Annotated in this window: 20 protein-coding genes; 14 read left to right on the top strand and 6 right to left on the bottom strand. The window is 64.5% G+C overall.

Going from position 1 to position 21,110, the window contains the following annotated elements; translation table 11 throughout:
- Nucleotides 1-113 precede the first annotated feature (113 nt).
- Entirely contained in the window at nucleotides 114-923 is an 810-nt protein-coding gene (locus tag FAZ97_RS21240) for a DinB family protein (protein WP_158760379.1), read from the top strand.
- On the opposite strand, the gene FAZ97_RS21235 is transcribed toward FAZ97_RS21240, so the two are convergent.
- Complete coding sequence (locus FAZ97_RS21235; protein ID WP_158760378.1) at nucleotides 896-1,861, bottom strand: LysR family transcriptional regulator; 966 nt, start codon at nucleotides 1,859-1,861, stop codon at nucleotides 896-898. The genes FAZ97_RS21240 and FAZ97_RS21235 overlap by 28 nt on opposite strands.
- 163 nt (nucleotides 1,862-2,024) lie before the next feature.
- On the opposite strand from FAZ97_RS21235, the gene FAZ97_RS21230 reads away from it, so the two are divergent.
- The gene (locus FAZ97_RS21230) at nucleotides 2,025-4,310 is read left to right on the top strand and encodes an NADP-dependent malic enzyme (protein WP_158760377.1); all 2,286 of its coding nucleotides are present in this window, start codon (nucleotides 2,025-2,027) and stop codon (nucleotides 4,308-4,310) included.
- Between the two features lie 84 nt (nucleotides 4,311-4,394).
- Here the strand turns inward: FAZ97_RS21230 and FAZ97_RS21225 are convergent, their stop codons facing one another.
- Nucleotides 4,395-4,664, bottom strand: a complete 270-nt coding sequence (locus tag FAZ97_RS21225) for a hypothetical protein (RefSeq protein WP_158760376.1) — start codon at nucleotides 4,662-4,664, stop codon at nucleotides 4,395-4,397.
- Between the two features lie 331 nt (nucleotides 4,665-4,995).
- On the opposite strand from FAZ97_RS21225, the gene FAZ97_RS21220 reads away from it, so the two are divergent.
- Nucleotides 4,996-5,361, top strand: coding sequence for a hypothetical protein (locus FAZ97_RS21220; RefSeq protein WP_158760375.1), 366 nt, complete (start codon nucleotides 4,996-4,998; stop codon nucleotides 5,359-5,361).
- A gap of 51 nt (nucleotides 5,362-5,412) precedes the next feature.
- Here FAZ97_RS21220 and FAZ97_RS21215 read toward each other — a convergent pair whose 3' ends face one another.
- The 3 genes from FAZ97_RS21215 to FAZ97_RS21205 form a co-directional block, all read right to left on the bottom strand.
- The gene (locus FAZ97_RS21215) at nucleotides 5,413-5,961 is read right to left on the bottom strand and encodes a GNAT family N-acetyltransferase (RefSeq protein WP_158760374.1); all 549 of its coding nucleotides are present in this window, start codon (nucleotides 5,959-5,961) and stop codon (nucleotides 5,413-5,415) included.
- Between the two features lie 53 nt (nucleotides 5,962-6,014).
- On the bottom strand, nucleotides 6,015-6,605 hold the full coding sequence (locus FAZ97_RS21210; protein ID WP_158760373.1) for a helix-turn-helix domain-containing protein: 591 nt from the start codon (nucleotides 6,603-6,605) through the stop codon (nucleotides 6,015-6,017).
- Nucleotides 6,606-6,706: 101 nt separating this feature from the next.
- Nucleotides 6,707-8,098 (bottom strand): uracil-xanthine permease family protein, encoded by a 1,392-nt coding sequence (locus FAZ97_RS21205; RefSeq protein ID WP_158760372.1) that lies wholly within the window; start codon nucleotides 8,096-8,098, stop codon nucleotides 6,707-6,709.
- A 156-nt stretch (nucleotides 8,099-8,254) separates the two neighbouring features.
- Between FAZ97_RS21205 and FAZ97_RS21200 the strand changes: the two genes are divergently transcribed.
- The 9 genes from FAZ97_RS21200 to FAZ97_RS21160 all read left to right on the top strand — a co-directional run bounded on the left by FAZ97_RS21200 (nucleotide 8,255) and on the right by FAZ97_RS21160 (nucleotide 18,632).
- The gene (locus FAZ97_RS21200; protein ID WP_158760371.1) at nucleotides 8,255-9,034 is read left to right on the top strand and encodes a DeoR/GlpR family DNA-binding transcription regulator; all 780 of its coding nucleotides are present in this window, start codon (nucleotides 8,255-8,257) and stop codon (nucleotides 9,032-9,034) included.
- Between the two features lie 282 nt (nucleotides 9,035-9,316).
- Nucleotides 9,317-10,867, top strand: coding sequence for a glycerol-3-phosphate dehydrogenase (gene glpD / locus FAZ97_RS21195; RefSeq protein WP_158760370.1), 1,551 nt, complete (start codon nucleotides 9,317-9,319; stop codon nucleotides 10,865-10,867).
- A 106-nt stretch (nucleotides 10,868-10,973) separates the two neighbouring features.
- A complete protein-coding gene (glpK, locus tag FAZ97_RS21190) occupies nucleotides 10,974-12,476 on the top strand; it encodes a glycerol kinase GlpK (protein WP_199272118.1) in 1,503 nt (500 codons plus the stop codon).
- A 114-nt stretch (nucleotides 12,477-12,590) separates the two neighbouring features.
- Nucleotides 12,591-13,307, top strand: coding sequence for an MIP/aquaporin family protein (locus tag FAZ97_RS21185; protein ID WP_158760368.1), 717 nt, complete (start codon nucleotides 12,591-12,593; stop codon nucleotides 13,305-13,307).
- A gap of 218 nt (nucleotides 13,308-13,525) precedes the next feature.
- Nucleotides 13,526-14,389 (top strand): fumarylacetoacetate hydrolase family protein, encoded by an 864-nt coding sequence (locus FAZ97_RS21180; RefSeq protein ID WP_158760367.1) that lies wholly within the window; start codon nucleotides 13,526-13,528, stop codon nucleotides 14,387-14,389.
- On the top strand, nucleotides 14,386-15,138 hold the full coding sequence (locus FAZ97_RS21175) for an SDR family NAD(P)-dependent oxidoreductase (protein WP_158760366.1): 753 nt from the start codon (nucleotides 14,386-14,388) through the stop codon (nucleotides 15,136-15,138). Before FAZ97_RS21180 ends, FAZ97_RS21175 begins: the two co-directional genes overlap by 4 nt.
- A gap of 96 nt (nucleotides 15,139-15,234) precedes the next feature.
- Entirely contained in the window at nucleotides 15,235-16,593 is a 1,359-nt protein-coding gene (locus FAZ97_RS21170; protein WP_233271722.1) for an MFS transporter, read from the top strand.
- Nucleotides 16,594-16,617: 24 nt separating this feature from the next.
- Nucleotides 16,618-17,796: an L-rhamnonate dehydratase gene (gene rhmD / locus FAZ97_RS21165; RefSeq protein ID WP_158760365.1), complete on the top strand. Its 1,179-nt coding sequence runs from the start codon at nucleotides 16,618-16,620 to the stop codon at nucleotides 17,794-17,796.
- 53 nt (nucleotides 17,797-17,849) lie between these two features.
- The gene (locus FAZ97_RS21160; RefSeq protein WP_158760364.1) at nucleotides 17,850-18,632 is read left to right on the top strand and encodes an SDR family NAD(P)-dependent oxidoreductase; all 783 of its coding nucleotides are present in this window, start codon (nucleotides 17,850-17,852) and stop codon (nucleotides 18,630-18,632) included.
- A gap of 16 nt (nucleotides 18,633-18,648) precedes the next feature.
- Here the strand turns inward: FAZ97_RS21160 and FAZ97_RS21155 are convergent, their stop codons facing one another.
- Nucleotides 18,649-19,641, bottom strand: a complete 993-nt coding sequence (locus tag FAZ97_RS21155) for a LysR family transcriptional regulator (RefSeq protein WP_158760363.1) — start codon at nucleotides 19,639-19,641, stop codon at nucleotides 18,649-18,651.
- Between the two features lie 214 nt (nucleotides 19,642-19,855).
- Here FAZ97_RS21155 and rhaM point away from each other — a divergent pair, with 214 nt between their 5' ends.
- A complete protein-coding gene (gene rhaM, locus FAZ97_RS21150; RefSeq protein WP_158760362.1) occupies nucleotides 19,856-20,170 on the top strand; it encodes an L-rhamnose mutarotase in 315 nt (104 codons plus the stop codon).
- Between the two features lie 20 nt (nucleotides 20,171-20,190).
- Nucleotides 20,191-21,096 (top strand): amidohydrolase family protein, encoded by a 906-nt coding sequence (locus FAZ97_RS21145; protein WP_158761023.1) that lies wholly within the window; start codon nucleotides 20,191-20,193, stop codon nucleotides 21,094-21,096.
- The last annotated feature ends 14 nt before the right edge of the window (nucleotides 21,097-21,110 follow it).

The following is a 21,110-nucleotide window of genomic DNA, read 5'->3' as shown; positions in this document are numbered from 1 at the left end:
AGACGGGGCGCGGGCGATTGAGTCTGCGCCCCGTTTGCGTTTGATCCATTGCCTTGTCGCGTTTCGTAACGTATCATTTTGATACGTTACAATTCGGGCTATTAGGAGGCAATGTGCATTCACGCTTCGACCGTTTCAAGGCAACCCCGCTCGCCAGCCAGCTGGAAGCGTTGATCGACGCGCCTGGGCGCTATGCTGAATATGCGGTGCTTTCGCGCGTAGGCGTGGCGGCGATCGCAGCGGTGGCCGAGGAAATCGCGCAGAAGTTTCCGGAAATCGGCGAGGACACCACTGCGCGCCAGTACTGCGGTGCGCTGGTGGCGGAGGTGATGCGCCGCCACGGCCACGAAGTCGCGCAGGCGCGCGGCCGTGTGAGCGGGGCGCTGTTCAGCTATGGCGCGGTGTTCAGCGCGCAGCCGGTCGTCTTGCCGTTCGAAGCGGTGGTCGAAGCGCTCGCAACCATGCCGGAGCGCTTTGCGGCGCTCGTCAAGCGCGTGCCCATGAACCTGTGGTCGCGCCGGCCAGGCGGTACGGGCTTTTCGCTGCTCGAACATGCATGCCACTTGCGCGATCTCGACGCCATTTTCGCCGAGCGATTCAGCATCGTGCGCAAGGCCCAGCTACCGGAAATCGCATCGGTGAACGGCACGGCGCTTGCCGAGGAGCGCGACTATCTGCGCCAGGATCTCGTCGCCGCAATGGGCGAATTCAGCGAAGGGCGAGCCCGTCTTTGCGCCTCGCTCAAGCGCCTCACGCCTGAACAGCGGCTGCGCTGCGGGCTGCGCGACGGCGTGCGGCGCATGACGCTGGAAGAACTCGTGCGCGAACTGCTAGACCACGACCGCACGCACGGTCTGGAACTGGAGGAACTCGAAAGCGAGCTACAGGAAAAGGCTCATCCCCGCGCTTTCTCCGCCTCCTGATACAACTCGCGCAGCGACTGCCCAAAGGTGGCATCGACATCGCGCAGCACGCCCGCGCGTGTGAACATGGCGACCGGCGGCAGCGTCCAGTCGAGCGTGTACGGCACGATGGCCACGCCCGCGAAGTGCACGAGTTCCTCGGCAATATCGGCGGGCACGATCGACACGGCGTTTTCGTTCGTGCTGATCATCTCGCCGATCAGCCGCGACGTGTAGCTCTCCACGATCGGCACGGGCGGGGCCACGCCCGCGTGCAGGAAGAGGTCGGAAATCTGCTCGCGGATGGGCGTGTGCGGCGCGCCCAGTATCCAGTCGAGTTCGACCAGCTTTTCCCAATCGAGCTTGCCGCGCGCAAGCCGTGCCGCGAGCCGCCGGCTCGCGATGAGCCGCGGCTTTTGCTGATGCAGCACCTCGAAGCGCAACTGCGAGACATCGACAGCCGAAGACGCGCGGCCGATCACGATATCGAGCGTATGGTCGCGAAGCTGCGGCAGCAGCGCGTCGCTCGTGCCTTCGTGAATCGTCATGGTGACGCGTTGCGGCAGCCGCGACTGCGTGAGGCGAATGGCGGCGGCAAGTGTGCGCCCCGAGACGAACGGAATCACGCCCACGTGCACGCGCGTGGCGTGCCCGGCCACCACCGCTTCGATATCGCGGGCGAGGTGGTCGAGGTCGTGCAGCATGGCCTGGGCGCGCGCGAGCACCACGTTGCCGAGCGCCGTGGGCGTCATGCCGCGCGGCGTGCGATCGAAGAGCGGCGCGCCGAACATGCTCTCCATTTCGGCCAGCGCATTGGTGACGGCGGGCTGGCTCGTCGCCATGTGTTCCGCCACGCGCGTGAGCGAGCCGTGCTGGCGGATCTGCAGGAGCAGGACCAGATGGCGCATTTTCAGGCGCGTATTCAACCGCCTCGTCACGTCGTCAATACTGAAAGACACGATTCCCCAGGGTATTACGAAAAAATGATGGCCCCATACTAAATCAAAATGGACACGTTATGAGGGCTCTCTAGAATCGCCTCATTCGAACACGCCAGGCCGCGCCAGCCTCGATCCAGGTTGGCGAGCGCGAGCCAGGCCCCATCCATATCGAGTGAGGAACATGAACAAGACCGATCGTCAGGCCGCTCTGGAATATCACGAATTTCCCACCCCGGGCAAGATCTCGGTGACGGCCAGCAAGCCGCTCGTCACCCAGCGCGACCTCGCGCTCGCCTATACGCCGGGCGTGGCCGTGGCCTGCGAGGAGATTGTCGCCGATCCGCAGAACTCGTTCCGCTACACCGCTCGCGGCAATCTGGTGGGCGTGATCACGAACGGTACGGCCGTGCTCGGTCTCGGCAACATCGGCGCGCTGGCCTCCAAGCCGGTCATGGAAGGCAAGGCGGTGCTGTTCAAGAAGTTCGCCGGCATCGACGTGTTCGATATCGAAGTGACCGAAAGCGATCCGGACAAGCTCGTGGACATCATCGCGAGCCTCGAAGCCACGTTCGGCGGCATCAATCTGGAAGACATCAAGGCTCCCGACTGCTTCACGGTCGAGCGCAAGCTGCGCGAGCGCATGAAGATTCCGGTCTTCCACGACGATCAGCACGGCACCGCCATCACCGTTTCGGCCGCGTTCATGAACGGCCTGAAAGTGATCGGCAAGGACATTACGAAGGTCAAGGTCGTGACTTCGGGCGCGGGCGCGGCGGCGCTGGCGTGCCTGGACCTCATGGTCGATCTCGGCCTGCCGCTCAAGAACATCTGGGTGACCGATATCGACGGCGTGGTCTACCAGGGCCGCACGACGCTCATGGACCCGGACAAGGAACGCTTCGCGCAGGACACCTCCGCGCGCTCGCTTTCCGACGTGATCGAAGGCGCCGACGTGTTCCTCGGCCTTTCCGCTGGCGGCGTGCTCAAGGCGGACATGGTCAAGAAGATGGCCGACAAGCCGCTGATTCTCGCGCTGGCCAACCCCACGCCGGAAATCTTCCCCGAGGTCGCGCTCGAAGCGCGCCCGGACGCGGTGATCGCCACGGGCCGTTCGGACTTCCCGAACCAGGTCAACAACGTGCTGTGCTTCCCGTACATCTTCCGCGGCGCACTCGATGTGGGCGCAACGACCATCACGCGCAACATGGAAATTGCGGCAGTGCACGCGATCGCCAAGCTCGCGGAAGAAGAGCTGAACGACTCGGTGGCCGCGGCTTACGGGGCCTATGATCTGCGCTTCGGCCCGAAGTACCTGATTCCGAAGCCGTTCGATTCGCGCCTGATCGTGCGTATCGCGCCGGCCGTGGCGAAGGCGGCAATGGAAGACGGCGTGGCCACGCGTCCCATCGACGACTTTGGCGCCTACACGAACGAGCTGCAGCAGTTCGTGTATCACTCGGGCGCGTTCATGAAGCCGATTTTCGCGGCCGCGAAGCAGTTCGTGCGTGATGGCGGCAAGTCGCGCATCGTGTTCGCCGAAGGCGAGGAAGAGCGCGTGCTGCGCGCGGTGCAGGTGATCGTCGACGAGAAGCTCGCGCGTCCGATCCTGATCGGCCGCCCGGAGGTGCTGCTCGCTCGCATCGAGAAGTTCGGCCTGCGCCTGAAGCTCGGCGAAGACGTGGAAGTCACGAACCCCGAGTACGACGAGCGCTTCCACCAGTACTGGACGACCTATTGGGAACTGCGCTGCCGCGACGGCATTTCGAAGGAAATGGCGCGCGTGGAAATGCGCCGCCGCCTCACGCTGATCGGCGCGATGATGGTGCGCCTCGGCGACGCGGACGGCATGGTGTGCGGCACGGTGGGCGCGTACCACGACCATCTGCGCTTTGTCGACGAAGCGATCGGCATGCATCCGAACGCGAAGACCTACGCGGCGATGAACATTCTGCTGCTCGACAAGCGGACGGTCGCGATCGTCGACACGCACGTGAACGACAACCCGAACGCCGAGCAGATCGCCGAATTCACGCTGGCGGCTGCGCGCCAGATGGAATGGCTGAATCTGCAGCCGAAGGTCGCGCTGCTCTCGCGTTCGAACTTCGGTTCGGGCAGCTCGGCTTCGGGCACGAAGATGCGCGAAGTGCTCAAGCTGGTGACCGAGAAGAATCCCGATCTGGAAATCGACGGGGAAATGCACGGCGACTGCGCGCTGGACGAAGCACTGCGCCTGCGCATCCTGCCGCATTCGAAGCTCAAGGGCGCGGCGAACCTGCTCGTGTGCCCGAACGTGGACTCGGGCAACATCGCCTACAACCTGCTCAAGACGGGTGCGGGCAGCAACGTGGCGGTCGGCCCGTTCCTGCTGGGCGTGAATGCGCCGGTGAACGTGCTGACGTCGAGCTCGACGGTGCGACGCATCATCAACATGGCCGCGCTGACCGTGTTGCAGGCGAACCGCGACTGAGCGTAGACAAAGGGCGCACGCGATGCGTCCTGATGAAAAACGCGCGATGGCTCGAAGCCACCGCGCGTTTTTTTCTTTGGCGGGTCAGGCCGCGGTCTCGGCTAACTGTTCGTCGATCAGGCGGCAGGCCGCGCTGTAGCCGCCCATCAAGGCGTCGATATCGGAGCCGAAGGGCAGGCCGGCGGCGTTCTCGATTTTCAGGGGCGAGGGCGACGTGCCCTTGTCGTTGGCCGCGATGCTCACCACGGCCGCATAGCGCGGACGTTCGATTTCCGGGCGCTCGAGCGGGACGGTGCCATTCGCTTCGACGCCAACGCGGATGGCGTAGCCGCGATATTCATAAGTGCGATTCATGACTGCATTGCCGTGCGGATTACAGCACGCAAGGGTACGGCACGCGAGCTTAAGTCAACCTTACGTGAGCGCCGAACGAACCGGAAGCAATCGGCAAGTCGAAAGGCGATGAAAGGCGCTGGTTAGTAAGGTAAGCAAAGGATTATCTTCCGAAGAAAAAAGCGTAATCGCAAGCGCCTTTCCTTAAGGTTCTCTTCAGCTTGGAGCAGGCACGATCTCATAATTCCGCCCGGCGTCGCGCGCTGCCATGCGCGTGACACTCGCCAGGCGTAGCGTGGAACCAGCCAGACTGGATATCGTTGTCCGCGCAACTTTCTGGAGTGCAGCCCCCATGAAGCCGCCGACCGATCGCCTGCACCCGTACCTGTTCGTTGCTTCGCTCTCGGCGATTCTCATTCAGGTCGCCGTGTTCATATCGATCCTGCTGCTGCACGTGCCGGAACGCGCCTTCGAGTCGTCGCCGTTTCGTGTGGCCGTGCTTGCGGCAACAGGCGGCGTGCTGCTCGCCGTGCATTGCTTCGCGCGCAAACAAGCGCGGCGTGCTACGCGCGAAGCCGAGTCCCGTAACCGCAGTCAGGCGAAGCTACGTGCTACACGCGCGGCGTGCGCCTCGAAGCGCGCAGCCCGCGCGCCGCTGCGTGCACGCCATATCCGCAATGCCATGTCTGCAGCTGCGGCCCGGTCGAGCGCACGCTAAAGCACCCGCGAAATCCCCCGTTGCACTCAGCGCACGCCTTGCGCGCGAACTTCAGCCATCCACGGGCGGGGCGGGCATCTCGAGGTTGAGCTGGTAGAAAGCGGCATCGAGCCAGTGTCCGAACTTGAATCCCGCCTCCTTGATCGTGCCCGAGTGCGTGAATCCCAGCTTGACATGCAGCGCAATGCTTCCGGCGTTGGTGGCGTCGATGCAGCCCACGAGCACGTGAATCTGTTCCTCACGGGCGCGGCGGATCAACTCGAGCAGCAGGCGCTCGCCGAGCCCACGGCCGCGCTGGTCGCGGTGCACGTAGACGCTGTGTTCGACCGTGTACTTGTTGGCGGGAAACGCGCGGAATGTACCCCAACTCGCGAAGCCGAGCAGCGTCCCGGCTTCGTCCACGGCGCCCACGACCGGGAAGCCGTTCGCGCGCTTGGTGCCGAACCACGTGGCCATGGCCTCGGGCGGGCGCGGCTTGTAGTCGTAGAGCGCGGTTGAATTGACGATCGCATCGTTGAGGATCTCGAGAATCGCCGACGCGTGGTCCGCTTCGTTGCAATCGATGAAGCGCACGCTATCGCTCTGTGAGTTCGAATTCATAGGGAATCCTCTTTAAATAAACAGGGTGGCAAGTTCTGGTGCTTCGGGCACGTTCACATACCGCTTGCGTCGCAAATGGCAACGACATAGTGCGCGGCGTGCGAGCCTGGGTTGCTGAAGATGAGCGGCCGATCGAGCCGCATGGCGAGGCAGTCGCCCGCATGGAGCGAATGCCGTTCGTTGCCCAGCTCCACGTCGATCGTGCCTTCCATCACCCAGACCTGCTGGTGAATCACGTTCTCGCGGCCGCCCGTTTCGTAGGCGACGCGCGCGCCGGCGGGGAAGTCCACTTCGACCAGCTGGATCGGCGAAGGCCAGTTGGGCGGTGACACGCTGCGGCGCATATAGCCCGATTGCGGATCGCGCCACTGCGCCTGCTGCTCGCGGCGCACCAGGGGCTCGGCGGGCGTGCTCTCGCCGCTTGCGCCGAAAAGGCTCGCCATCGAGACAGAAAGCCCCGCCGCGAGCTTTTCGAGCACCACGGCCGTGGGGCTGGCGGCGCCGCGCTCGATCATCGAGATCATCGAGCGGCTTACGCCGCTGCGCGTGGCCAGCGCGTCCAGCGTCAAGCCGCGTGTGGCGCGCAAGTCGCGCACGCAGCGGGCGATGCGCTCGTTGATTCCGGCGTCGGTCGGGCTGTCCATTTGACTCGTTTCCAAGATGATGGAGTTATTATCCAGTAAATTGGAAATCGCGGTCAATAAAAAGGCGCACGGCCCGTCAAAGGGGCCGCGCGCCCGGCGGGTTAGCGCTTTTCCGGCAGGAACCAGTTCATCACGAGCGCGCAGATGCCGCCCGTCGCGACGCCCGACTCCAGCACATTCTTGAGCGCATGCGGGAGGCTCGTCAGGATCTCCGGCACCTGTGAGACGCCAAGACCCAGCGCGAGCGACACCGCGATGATGAGCAGGGCGCGGCGGTCGAGGCGCGTGCCCGCGAGGATATTGATGCCCGAAGCGGCCACCGCGCCGAACATCACCATGGCCGCGCCGCCCAGCACGGGCTCGGGCACGGCCTGCAGCACGCCCGCCACGGGCGGGAACAGGCCCAGCACGACGAGCATGCCTGCGATCCACAGGCCCACGTGGCGGCTGGCAATGCCGGTGAGCTGGATCACGCCGTTGTTCTGCGCGAACACGGAGCTCGGGAACGTGTTGAAGAAACCGGCGAGCAGCGAATTGAAGCCGTTGACGAGCACGCCGCCCTTGATGCGCCGCATCCACACGGGACCTTCCACCGGCTCTTTCGACACCTTGCTGGTGGCGGTGACGTCGCCGATTGCTTCGAGCGAGGTGACGAGGTAGATGATCAGCATGGGCACGAAGAGCGACCACGAGAATCCGAGACCGAAATGCAGCGGGGTCGGAATCTGGAACAGCGCGGCTTCGCGCGCGCCGGTGAAGTCGAGTCGGCCCATTGCGCCCGCAACGATATAGCCGATGGCGAGCGCGATGACGAGCGCCGTGCTGCGCACCCAGACGATGGGCACGCGGTTGAGCACGATGATGGTGCCGAGCACGAGGCCGGAGAGCGTGAGGTTCTGGACGCTCGCGAAGTTGCCCTTGGCGATGGCGCCGTAGCCGCCGCCCATGCTGATGAGGCCGACCTTGATGAGCGTGAGGCCGATCAGCAGCACGACGATGCCGGTGACGAGCGGCGTGATGAGGCGCTTGATGAAGGGCAGGATGCGCGACACCGCCATTTCGACGAACGAGCCGGCGATGACGACGCCGAAAATCGCGGCCATCACGGTTTCGACTGGCGTGCCCTGCTTGACCATGAGGCTGCCGCCCGCGATGAGCGGGCCGACGAAGTTGAAGCTCGTGCCCTGGACGATGAGCAGACCCGCGCCGAGCGGCCCGACACGCTTGCATTGCAGGAACGTGGCGATGCCGGAAATCACCAGCGACATCGAGACGATCAGCGTGGTGTCGCGGCTGGAAACGCCCAGCGCCTGGCAGATCAGGAGGCCCGGCGTGACGATCGGCACGAGGATCGCGAGCAGATGCTGGAGCGCGGCCACGAAGGCGATGGTCGGCGCGGGGCGGTCGTTGGGGCCGTAGACGAGGTCGTGGGTGGTTTCAATGTCGTCGGCGCCGTGGGTGGCGGCGCGTGGGGTCGATGGAGCGGATTGCATCGGCAGCGGCGGGTGAGCGAAGAAAGCGCAGCATTTTAACGGAAGCTGAGGGGGAACCCTGGGCGCGTTCCCAACCCCCATCAATCGGCTTTCTCCTGAATCGGGTGGGCAAGCCCTTACAATAGGTCGGTCCTCACTTGCCTGCCAACCGAGCCAATGACACGAGATCCTCGCCTCACCCTGAACGCGCGCCAGCAGGAAATGCTCGAATGGGTGCAACGCGACGGCTTCGTCACGGTCGACGATCTCGCCTCGCATTTCGACGTCACGCCGCAAACCATTCGCCGCGACGTGAACTGGCTCGCCGACATGAATCTGCTGCGCCGCTATCACGGCGGCGCGAGCCTGCCCACGAGCGCGGAAAACGTCTCGTACAGCGCGCGGCAGCACATGTTTCATGAGGAGAAGCGCCGTATCGCGGCGCTCGCGGCCCAGCACATCCCCGATCAGGCGTCGCTCTTCATCAACCTCGGCACCACGACCGAGGAAGTCGCGCGCGCGCTCAATCATCATCAGGGGCTGCGCGTCGTCACGAACAACCTGAACGTGGCGAGCGTGATGAGCGGCTATCCCGACTGCGAAGTGATGATTACCGGCGGCGTGGTGCGGCCCTGGGACAAGGGCATCGTCGGCGAGCACACCATCGACTTCATCCGCCAGTTCAAGGTGGATTACGCGATCATCGGCACCTCGGCCATCGAAACCGACGGCACGCTGCGCGACTTCGACACGCGCGAGGTGCGCGTGGCGCAGGCCATCATCGAGCATGCGCGCACGGTCTACCTCGTCGCCGACCATTCGAAGGTCGGCCGCCCGGCACTCGTGCGCCAGGGGCATTTGAGCCAGGTTCACGCGCTCTTTACCGACCAGCCGCTGCCTGAGGAAATGAACGAGGCGGTGCTCGCCGCGGGCACGCAGGTTCACGTCGCAGCGTAAGCCGCGGGATTTTCATTCGCGCATTGTTTGAGCGCCGAGCTCGTCACCCGCGCGTTTTCTCAATTTCCGATCCGAAATCCGGCGTGTAGCCTCGCGCAACCGCGCCGACGCCCCATTTTCATTCGCGCCTGACGACCGTTCGATACTGTTCGGTGCATGTTCGTTTACGCGCACCTTTCCATCCTTTCCCCTCAAATTCGAACCTTTACTTTTTCATTCATGTTCGATAAATTTCGAATTCGAACATTCCGAGGTTCGTTTTTCTTTCAGGGACACAGCAGGGTGACTCAACAGAACCGGTACGATCTGCTCGTCGTGGGCGGCGGGATCAACGGCGCGGGCATCGCGCGCGACGCGGCCGGCCGCGGGTTGTCGGTGCTCCTTTGCGAGCAGGACGACCTCGCCTCGCATACCTCGTCGTGCAGCACCAAGCTGATTCACGGCGGGCTGCGCTATCTCGAGTACAAGGAATTCGGGCTCGTGCGCAAGGCGCTGCAGGAACGCGAAACGCTCTTGCGCGCGGCGCCCCACATCATGTGGCCGCTGCGTTTCGTCATGCCGCACATGCCGAACCTGCGTCCCGCGTGGCTCATTCGCATGGGCTTGTTTCTCTACGATCATCTGGCGAAGCGCGAACTGCTGCCGGGCTCGCGCGGCATCGACATGCGCCGCCACGCGGCGGGCGGGCCGCTCATCGACTCGATCCAGCGCGGCTTCGTCTATTCGGACGGCTGGGTCGACGACGCGCGCCTCGTCGTGCTCAACGCGCTCGACGCGCAGGAGCGCGGCGCGCAAATCCTCACGCGTACGAAGCTGGTTTCGGCCGTGCGCACGAATGTCGCGGACGGTGCGGGTCGCGAGTGGCAGGCGCTCTTGCGCCGCCCGGACGGCAGCACCTTCGACGTGCGCGCGCGCGCCATCGCCAACGCGGCCGGCCCGTGGGTGGGCGAGGTGCTGCACGGCGCGCTCGGGCGCGGCGCGCAGCACAGCGTGCGCCTCGTGAAGGGTAGCCATATTGTGACGAAACGGTTGTTCGATCACGATCACGCATACATCTTCCAGAACCCGGACAAGCGCATCATCTTCGCGATTCCGTACGAGCACGACTTCACGTTGATCGGCACGACCGACGTGGAGTACCACAACGATCCCGCGAAGGTGTCGATCGACGGCGACGAAACGCGCTATCTGTGCGAGTCGATCAACCGCTATTTCAAGCGCAAGATCTCGCCCGCCGACGTGCAATGGACCTACTCGGGCGTGCGTCCGCTGCTCGAGGAAGAGGGCGCGGAAAATGCGTCCGCGGTCACGCGCGACTACAAGCTCGAACTCGACGAAACCGCTGGCGCGCCGCTGCTTTCGGTGTTCGGCGGCAAGATCACGACCTTCCGCAAGCTCGCGGAAGAGGCTTCGGACATGCTGTGCCGCGCGCTCGGCCACGCCGCGCCTTCGTGGACCGCGGGCGCGCCGTTGCCCGGCGGCGATATCGCGCACGCGCGTTTCGAGCCGTTTGCGCAGGCGTTCGCAAAGCGCCATGCATGGCTGCCTGCCGCGCTTGCGCGCCGCTACGCGCGTGCATACGGCACGCGCGCCGAACGTCTCCTGGGCAACGCGCGTTCGCTCGCCGACCTCGGCGCAGAAGTAGCGCCCGGCATCTACGAGGCCGAATTGCGTTACCTGCGCGCCGCCGAGTGGGCCACGCGTGCCGAAGACGTGCTGTGGCGCCGCTCGAAGCTGGGCCTGCATGTCGAACCGGGCACGCTCAACGGCGTGAACGCTGCAATCGATCACTGGTTTGCCGCAACAAGCGCGACGGCGACCGCGCAGCACTGAAGTTCGCCGGCAGCACGCAATCGGTTTTACGTAACACCGCGCACGTACCCCCCGCGCCGTCCCCCGCGGCGCACAATCACAACTAGTACACACGGAGATGAGAGACATGCAGGAACAGTACATTCTTGCGCTCGACCAGGGCACCACGAGTTCGCGCGCCATGCTGTTCGACCGCCAGGGCAATATCGTTTCGGTGGCCCAGAAGGAATTCGAGCAGATTTATCCGCAGCCGGGCTGGGTCGAGCACGATCCGCAGGAAATCTGGTCGACGCAGGCCGGCGTGGCCGCCGAGGCCGTCACGCGCGCGGGCCTGAACGGCACCAATATCGCCGCGATCGGCATTACGAACCAGCGCGAGACGACCATCGTCTGGGACCGGGAAACGGGCCATCCCATCTATAACGCCATTGTGTGGCAGGACCGCCGCACGGCCGACTTCTGCGACTCGCTCAAGGAGCGCGGCCTCGAAGAGAAAGTGCGCGCGAAGACCGGCCTGCCGATCGACTCGTACTTCTCGGGCACGAAGATCCGCTGGATTCTCGACAACGTGCCCGGCGCACGCGAAAAAGCGCGTCAAGGCAAGCTCGCGTTCGGCACCGTGGACAGCTGGCTCGTGTGGAACTTCACGAAGCACGAGCTGCACGTGACCGACGTGACGAACGCGTCGCGCACCATGCTGTTCAACATCCACACGCGCCAATGGGACGACGAGCTGCTCGACGCGCTCGAAATTCCGCGCAGCATGCTGCCCGAGGTCCGTTCGTCGTCCGAAATTTATGGTCCGACCAAGACCACGGTGTTCGCCTCGAAGATTCCACTGGCCGGCATTGCAGGCGACCAGCAGGCCGCGATGTTCGGCCAGATGTGCACGAGCACGGGCATGGTGAAGAACACCTACGGCACGGGCTGCTTCCTGATGATGAACACGGGCACGAAGCCCATCGAGTCGAAGAACAACCTCGTGACGACGATTGCCTGGCAGATCGGCGACGAGGTCAACTACGCGCTGGAAGGCAGCATCTTCATTGCGGGTGCGGTGGTGCAGTGGTTGCGCGACGGCATGGGCATCATCAAGAGCGCGCCGGAAATCGAGGCGCTCGCCGCGAGCGTGCCGCATACGGATGGCGTGTATCTCGTGCCGGCCTTCGCGGGCCTCGGCGCGCCGCACTGGAACGCGCACGCGCGTGGCACGCTGTTCGGCGTGACGCGCGGCACGACCTCAGCGCACCTCGCGCGCGCGGCGCTCGATTCGATCGCGTACCAGTCGCTCGACGTGCTGGCGGCGATGGAAGCGGATTCGGGCATCAGCGTGGGTGAATTGCGCGTGGACGGCGGCGCGAGCGCGAACAATCTGCTCATGCAGTTCCAGGCGGACTTGCTCGGCGTGGATGCGGTACGCCCGAGGATCACCGAAACCACGGCGCTCGGCGCGGCTTACCTCGCGGGCCTTGCAACGGGCTACTGGCAGAACGTGGGCGAGCTGCAGAGCCAGTGGAAGCTCGACCGGCGTTTCGCGCCGTCGATGCAGGCCGCGCAGGTCGACGCCTGCCGTGCGGGCTGGCAGCGTGCGGTGCGTGCGGCCAAGGCCTGGGCGGACGACTCGCACTGAGCGGCGCAATCAGGTTTTTCAACAAACAAGCATAACTAATTAACATAACCCGCAGCGGGATGGCATGCGCTACGTGCGCATGCACCGCGCGGGCAGAGAGAGACTACGACAATCATGTCACCCTATATTGCGGAATTCATTGGCACAGCCATTCTCGTGCTGCTAGGCAACGGCGCTGTTGCCAACGTGCTGCTGGCGAAAACGAAGGGCAAGGGCGCCGACCTCATCGTCATCGTGATGGGCTGGGCCATGGCCGTGTTCGTGGCGGTCTACGTAACGGCCTCGTTCAGCGGCGCGCACCTGAACCCCATCGTGACGATCAGCCTCGCGCTGGCGGGCAAGTTCGCGTGGTCGAAGGTCGGCGGTTATATCGCGGCGCAGATGCTCGGCGGCATGGCGGGCGCGTTGCTCGTGTGGCTCGCCTATCGACAGCACTTCGCAAACGAAGCCGATCCGGATATCAAGCTCGCGGTGTTTTGCACGGCGCCCGCCATTCGCAGCAAGCGGCACAACGTGCTGACGGAAGCGATCTGCACCTTCGTGCTGATCCTCGGCGTGCTCTATCTGGCCTCGCCGCAGGTGGGACTCGGCGCGCTCGACGCGCTGCCCGTGGGTCTGCTCGTGCTCGGCATCGGCATTTCGCTCGGCGGCCCGACCGGCTACGCGATGAGCCCGGCGCGCGATCTCTCGCCGCGCATCATGCACGCGCTGCTGCCCATTCCGGGCAAGCGTGACAGCGACTGGCGCTATGCCTGGGTTCCGGTGTTCGGGCCGCTCGCTGGCGGCGCGGCCGCGGCCGGTCTCTATCATTACCTGCACGCAATGCACTGATCCCGTCGCGCCTGCGTGACAGGCGTGTTGCAGTGCACCAAACCCGCGAACGTCAAGGCGTTCGCGGGTTTTTGCTTTTCTGCGCACCCATGGCGCATCACGTTTGAAAGGGCGCGATCCGGTTTCGCTATCGCCCCATGCGGCTTTCGGATTGTTCGGCTATCGCGGCACACCTATATTGGCTGTCAACGATGCATTCCAATATCAGGAGACGCCGCATGAAGCTGGTCCGTTGGGGCAGTAAGGGGGCTGAGAAGCCGGGTGTGATCGATAAGGAAGGGCGCGTGCGCGATCTGTCCGGCGTCACAGCCGACGTAGCGGGCAAGCGCCTCGGCGCGGCTGCGCTGCGCGAAATCGCGGCACTCGATCTCACCACCTTGCCGCTCGTTCCCGCCAATACCCGCCTCGGCCCTTGCGTGGGCGCCGTCGGCAAGATCGTCTGCGTGGGCCTTAACTACTCCGACCACGCCGCCGAATCGAACATGCCCGTGCCCACGGAGCCCGTGCTTTTCCTCAAGGCAACGAGCTCCATCACCGGTCCCAACGATGACGTGCTGATTCCCCCGGGCGCGAAGAAGGTCGATTGGGAGGTCGAGCTGGGCGTGGTGATCGGCGAAGAAGCGCGCAATGTGCCGCGCGAGCGCGCGCTCGATTATGTGGCCGGTTATTGCGTCGTCAACGATGTTTCCGAGCGCGAATGGCAGATCGAGCGCGGCGGCCAGTGGGACAAGGGCAAGGGCTACGACACCTTCGCGCCGCTCGGCCCCTGGCTCGTCACGCGTGACGAAGTCGCCGACCCGCAAGCGCTCGACATGTGGCTCGAAGTCGACGGCAAGCGCTACCAGAACGGCAACACGCGCACGATGATCTTCGACGTGGCCACGCTCGTTTCCTATATCAGCCAGTTCATGAGCCTGCAGCCCGGCGACGTGATCTCGACGGGCACGCCGCCGGGCGTGGGCATGGGGCAGAAGCCCGAGCCCATCTATCTGCGCGCGGGCCAGACCATGCGCCTCGGCGTGAGCGGGCTCGGTGAACAACAGCAACGCCTCGTGGCGGAACAAGGAGGGCAGGCGCAATGAATCAACTGGATCTGAAGAATCGCGTGATGGTGGTGACGGGCGGCGCTCGCGGCCTGGGTTATGCCGTGGCGCAACGCGCGCTGCGTTCGGGCGCGGCGGTCGCGCTGTGGGACATCGACGCCGAGCGGCTCGAACGCGCGCGCAGCGAGTTGTCGGAGTTTGGCAACGTTTCGGTGGTGACGGTCGAGTTGACCGATGAAGCTTCGGTCGAGGCAGCCGCGCAGCAAACGGTGAAGACGCACGGCGCGATTCACGCGCTCGTCAACAGCGCGGGCATTACGGGCGGCAATGGCCTCACGTGGGAATTGCCCGTGGACGTGTGGCGCCGCGTGATTGAAGTGAATCTGATCGGCAGCTATCTCACCTGTCGAGCCGTAGTGCCGCGCATGATCGAGCAGGGCTACGGGCGCATCGTCAATATCGCCTCCGTGGCCGGCAAGGAAGGTAACCCGAATGCTTCGCACTACAGCGCATCGAAGGCTGGGGTCATCGGCCTGACCAAATCGCTCGGCAAGGAGCTTGCCACGAAGGGCGTGCTCGTCAATGCCGTGACACCCGCGGCGGCCAAGACCGAGATTTTCGATTCGATGTCGCAGCAGCACATTGACTACATGCTCGCCAAGATCCCGATGAACCGCTTCCTGATGCCGGACGAAGCCGCTTCGATGATCGTGTGGCTCACGACGGAAGACTGCGCCTTCAGCACCGGCTCGGTGTTCGATCTTTCTGGCGGCCGTGCGACGTATTGAGGTGTAAAGCATGACCCGCGCGCATGGGCCTTGCGACGCGCGCGGCAACACGATAACGGCGCAGCGGTAACAGACAAGCGCCGACAGGAGACATTGATGTCGATCGAGGCACCTGGCTTGGCACCCGCACTGGCAGAAGCCGCTGGCCGCAAGGCCATGCGCCGCCTCTTGCCGTTCCTGCTCTTGATGTACGTGCTTGCGTTTCTCGACCGCGCGAATATTGGCTTCGCGCAGAAGGCGCTGCAGCACGATACAGGTCTTTCGGATGCGGCGTTCGCTTTCGGCGCAGGCGTGTTCTTCGTCGGCTACGCGCTGTTCGAAGTGCCGAGCAATCTCGCGCTGCACCGTGTGGGCGCGCGGATCTGGATGTGCCGCATCATGGTCACGTGGGGCCTGATTTCCGCGGCGATGGCGTGGGTACAGTCGCCTACCTCGTTCTACGTGCTGCGCTTCCTGCTGGGGGTGGCCGAAGCGGGCTTCTTCCCCGGCATCATCTACTACCTCACGCAGTGGTTTCCGCAGTCCTCGCGTGCGCGCGCGATCGGCGTGTTCTATTTCGGCGCGCCGCTTGCGTTCATCTTCGGTGGGCCGTTGTCAGGACTTCTGATCGAGATGCACGGCACCTTCGGGCTGGCGGGCTGGAAGTGGCTCTTTCTCGTGGAGGGCGGCCTCGCCTCGATCGTGGGCGTGTGGGCCTTCTGGTATCTCGTCGACAAGCCCGAGGACGCGCGCTGGCTCAACGCCGATGAACGCCGCGCACTTGCCAGCGCGATTCAGCTCGATACCCGCGAGGCTGCCGCGCACGGCCCGCGCGACGCGCTCGCCGCGTTGTTCGACCGCCGCGTGCTCGCCTATGCCGGCATCTACGCGTTGATCCAGATGAGCGTGTACGGCGTGATCTTCTTTCTGCCGCAACAGGTGGCCTCGATCATGGGCGCTTCCGTGGGATTGAAGGTCGGCCTGCTCGCGGCCGTGCCCTGGCTATGCGCCGTGGCGCTCACGTGGATTGTGCCGCGCCGAGCGGACCGTCTCGGCGGTCATCGTGCATGGGCGGCGCGCCTGCTCGTGATGTCGGGTGCCGGCATCGTGGTCTCGGGCGTGGCGGGCGGTCTCGGCGGCACAGCGGGCGCGATCGTCGCGATGGTCGGCCTGTGCTGTGCTGCGAGCGGCTTCATCGCAGCGCAGCCGCTCTTCTGGACCTTCCCGGCGCGCGACCTTGCGGGCGCGGCCTCGGCCAGCGGCATCGCGCTCATCAATTCGCTCGGCGGTCTGGGCGGTTTCGTCGCGCCGATGCTGCGCGCCGCCGCCGACCGTAATTTCGCTTCACACGCGGCGGGCCTCGAACTGCTCGGTCTTGCGAGCATTGCCGCCGCGCTGCTCATTCTTATCGTCGCGCCGCGCGCCGTTACGCCGGCGGCTCGTTCGTTCGAGCCGCCCGTGCGGCGCGCGCGTTAATCCACTACACAGGAGCTACGTCACATGGCCATGCCAACCATCAAACACGTGCGAGCCTTCACCGTGCGCGGCGGCGGCGCCGACTATCACGATCAACCCGACGGCCACTGGATCGACGACCACATTTCCACGCCCATGGCGCGCTATCCCGAGTATCGGCAGAGCCGCCGTTCGTTCGGCATCGACGTGCTAGGCACGCTCGTCGTGGAAGTGGAGGCGAGCGACGGCACCGTGGGTTTTGCCGTGACCACGGGCGGCGAGATCGGCGCGTTCATTGTCGAGAAGCATCTTGCGCGCTTTCTCGAAGGGCAGGTCGTCACCGACATCGAGAAGATGTGGGATCAGATGTACTACGCCACGCTCTACTACGGCCGCAAGGGCGTCGTGCTCAACACGATCTCGGGCGTCGATCTCGCACTGTGGGACCTGCTCGGGCAGATCCGCAAGGAGCCGGTGTATCAATTGCTCGGCGGCCCCGTGCGCGACGAGCTGATGTTCTACGCAACCGGTGCGCGCCCCGACCTCGCGAAGGAAATGGGCTTCATTGGCGGCAAGCTGCCGCTTTTGCACGGTCCGGCCGAAGGTGAAGTGGGGCTCAGAAAGAACCTCGAACTGCTCGCTACGATGCGCGAGCGCGTGGGCGATGACTTCTGGCTCATGTACGACTGCTGGATGAGCCTCGATGTGCGCTACGCCACGCGCCTCGCGCAGGCCGCGCAGGAGTACAACCTCAAGTGGATCGAGGAATGCCTGCCGCCCGACGACTACTGGGGCTATGCCGAACTGCGCCGCAACGTGCCGCGCGGCATGATGGTCTCCACGGGCGAACACGAGGCCACGCGCTGGGGCTTTCGCATGCTGCTGGAAATGGGCTGCTGCGACCTGATCCAGCCCGACGTGAACTGGTGCGGCGGCATGACCGAACTCATCAAGATTTCGGCGCTCGCCGATGCGCATAACGTGCTGGTCGTGCCGCATGGCTCGTCGGTGTACAGCTATCACTTCGTCGTGACGCGCCATAACTCGCCGTTCGCGGAATTCCTCATGATGGCGCCGAAGGCCGACAAGGTGGTGCCGATGTTCACACCGCTCCTGCTCGACGAACCGGTACCGGTGAAGGGCCGGCTCAAGGTGCCGGATGCGCCGGGCTTCGGCGTGCTACTCAATCCGGACTGCAAACTTTCGCGTCCTTACACACACTAAGCGCGGTGAAAGCGCGCTAATCGAGGCTCATCGAAAGCGACGAGGAGAAACACGTGCTGCTCAAGGACAAGGTGGTGATCGTCACCGGCGGTTCGCGCGGCATCGGCCGCGCCATTGCGATTGCAAGCGCCCGCGAGGGCGCAGATGTCGCGATCAACTACTGGGGCGACAACGACGCCTCATATGGCCGCCGCTCGGCGATCGACGAGGTGGTGGGCGAGATCGAGCGGCTAGGTCGCCGCGCGATTGCGCTGGAAGGCAACGTGGCCGCGCCGCAAACCGGCGTGGACCTCGTGCGTCAGACGGTGGAGCGCTTCGGCAAGGTCGATGTGCTCGCAAGCAATGCGGGTATCTGTCCGTTCCATTCGTTTCTCGACATGCCGCCCGCCGTGCTCGAACGCACGATAGGCGTGAACCTGAACGGCGCGTTCTACGTGACTCAGGCCGTTGCGCGGCAAATGAAGGAGCAAGGCACGGGCGGCGCGATCGTGGCGACGAGTTCGATCAGCGCGCTAGTGGGTGGCGGTATGCAAACGCACTACACGCCCACCAAGGCCGGTGTGCATTCGCTCATGCAGTCGTGCGCGATTGCGCTCGGGCCGTATGGCATACGCTGCAATTCGGTGATGCCCGGCACGATCGCGACCGACCTGAATGCCGAGGATTTGAGCGACGAAAGCAAACGCGAGTATTTCGAAAAGCGCATTCCGCTCGGGCGGCTGGGCGCGCCCGAGGACGTGGCCGAATGCGTGGTGTTTCTCGCCTCGGACCGTGCGCGCTATGTGACGGGCGCAGCACTGCTAGTGGACGGCGGGCTCTTCGTGAATCTGCAATGAGCCCCGGGCAAACGTATCAATGAGGAGCGAGCGCGGCCGCGTGCGAACCACCGTGAGCGATATCGTCCATCTTGAAGGGCTGCGAAAAGCGCCGCAGCAAGCCGACGAAATGCTCGGCGGGCTCGGCAAGCGGCTCGTTCTTGCGCGTGAGCACGCCGTAGCCCGGCAGGCTCTTGCCGATTTCGAGCGGCAGCACGACGAGCAGCTTGCCGCGCACATGGTCGCGCACGACCGGCTCGGGCAGCATGGCCACGGCGTCGAAGCTTTCGAGCAACTGCAGCGTGGCGAAGATCGAGGCCGACTCGGTGAGGTTGGCGGGCGTGCCAAGACCGGCGCGCGCAAGTTCGCCTTCGAACAACTCGCGCGCGGGGCTCGTAATGGGCTGCGCCACCCACGGCCAGTCCATCAGCTCCGCGAGCGTCACGTGTTCGCGCCGCGCAAGCGGATGGCGCGCGCGCACGACGAGCACGAGCGTTTCGCGCGCGATGGGTTCGAAGCTGAAATCGTTGTGCTGCAGCGGCGTGGTGAGGCGCCCGAGCGCGAGATCGACTTCACGGCGATGCAGCAGCTGCACGACCTGGTCGCTCGTTTCGCCGAGGATGCGCACGTGCAGCAGCGGCCGTTCGGTCTTGAGCGTGGCGACGGCTTGCGCGAGCAGGTCGGGCGCGGCGCCCATGATCGCGCCCACGGTGAGCTGGCCGTGGCCGCCGCGGCGCTTCACGTCGAGGTCTTCGGCGAAGCGCGTGAGTTCGGCGAGCGCGCGGCGCGCATAGGCGAGCGTGACGACGCCAAGCGCGGTGGGCTGCATGCCGCGCGCGTTGCGCTCGAAGAGGCGAAAGCCGAACGCTTCCTCGATGTCGCTCAGCATGCGGCTCGCGCTGGGCTGGGCGACGTTGATGGCGTCGGCGGCTTGATGGACGTTGCGCGCGTCGTCGAGTGCGACGAGCAGGGCGAGGTGTTTGAATCTGAGCCGGTTGACGAGTGCGACGACAGCAGTGTGATGATTCATGGAGCGATCCGGTTTGTGCATCGCCCGATCCCAACATCGGATTGGTTGGCTATCGATGCGGGAATTATAGTCGGATCACAACGCGGCTAACTACGTAAAAAACGCGTGCCGTTGCGCGCTGCGACGCCAGGGGAAATACCGAGGCAACGCGCGCTGACTGTCACATAAGCGGCAATGAAGCGCACGCGAAACAAGGCTGGACGGAGACACGATCATGGAGACAATTGCGTTTCGCATGCAGCTCGATCCCGGCAAGCGGGACGAATACGAGCGGCGTCACCGCGAAATCTGGCCCGAACTCGCGAGCGCGTTGCGCGAGGCGGGCGTAAAAAATTACCGCATCTTTCTCGACGAGGCGACGCATCATCTCTTCGCCGTGCTCGACCGCCGCGACGATCACACCATGGACGCGCTGCCCGAGCTGCCCATCATGCGCAAATGGTGGGATTACATGGCCGACATCATGCAAACCGACGCGCACAACGTGCCGCTGCAACAGCCGCTCGTGCAGGTCTTTCATTTGCCATGAGCACACGCGAGGAACATGCCATGCAGGTCGTCGATCCGCACGTCCACTTCTGGAACCTCGATACGCATCATTACCCGTGGCTCGCGAATCCGGGCACGTCGTTCGTGGGCGATGCGCGCGAGCTCAAGCACAACTACCTGCCTGACGACTTGCTGCGCGAGGCCGGTGACATCGACGTGCTCAAGGTCGTGCACGTCGAGGCGAATCACGATCCTGACGATCCGGTGGAGGAAACTCGCTGGCTGGAATCGATTGCGGACAACGCGGCTAACGCGGGGGAAGCGCGTACATTGCCGGATGCCATCGTGGCGGCCTGCGACCTGAGCGCGCCGAACGCGCCCGCGGTGCTCGAAGCGCACGCCGCGTTTGCCCGCACGCGCGGCATTCGCCAGATTCTCAACGTCCACGAGAACAAGCTCTACGACTACGTCGGCCGTCACTACATCCATGAGACGACGTGGCGTGAGAACTTCGCGCTGCTGGAACAGCATGGTCTTTCGTTCGACCTGCAGATTTATCCCTCGCAGATGGAAGAAGCGGCCGCACTCGCGCGGGCACATCCCGGCATTCAGCTTGTGATCAACCACGCGGGCATGTTCGTCGACCGCAATAGCGTGGCGGGCTACCGCGCGTGGCGCGAAGGCCTGCGCCTGCTTGCGGCATGCCCGAACGTGGCCGTGAAAATCAGCGGACTGGCGATGTTCGATCATGAATGGAGCGTCGAAAGCCTGCGTCCGTATGTGCTGGAAACGATCGACGCATTCGGCGTGGATCGCGCTATGTTCGCCTCGAACTTTCCGGTGGACCGACTGTTCGGCGGCTATTCGAAGCTATGGCATGCGTACGCGTCGATCGTGAGCGGCGCGATCGAGAGCGAGCACGCGGCGCTATTTCGCGGCAACGCTGAACGTATCTACCGCATTTGAGTGTGCGCGCAACG

Origin of the sequence: Paraburkholderia acidiphila, from assembly GCF_009789655.1 — a bacterium.
In the GTDB taxonomy this organism is placed as follows: domain Bacteria; phylum Pseudomonadota; class Gammaproteobacteria; order Burkholderiales; family Burkholderiaceae; genus Paraburkholderia; species Paraburkholderia acidiphila.
The sequence above is the reverse complement of the archived record's forward strand: the minus strand, read 5'-3'. Positions and strand labels throughout refer to the sequence as shown.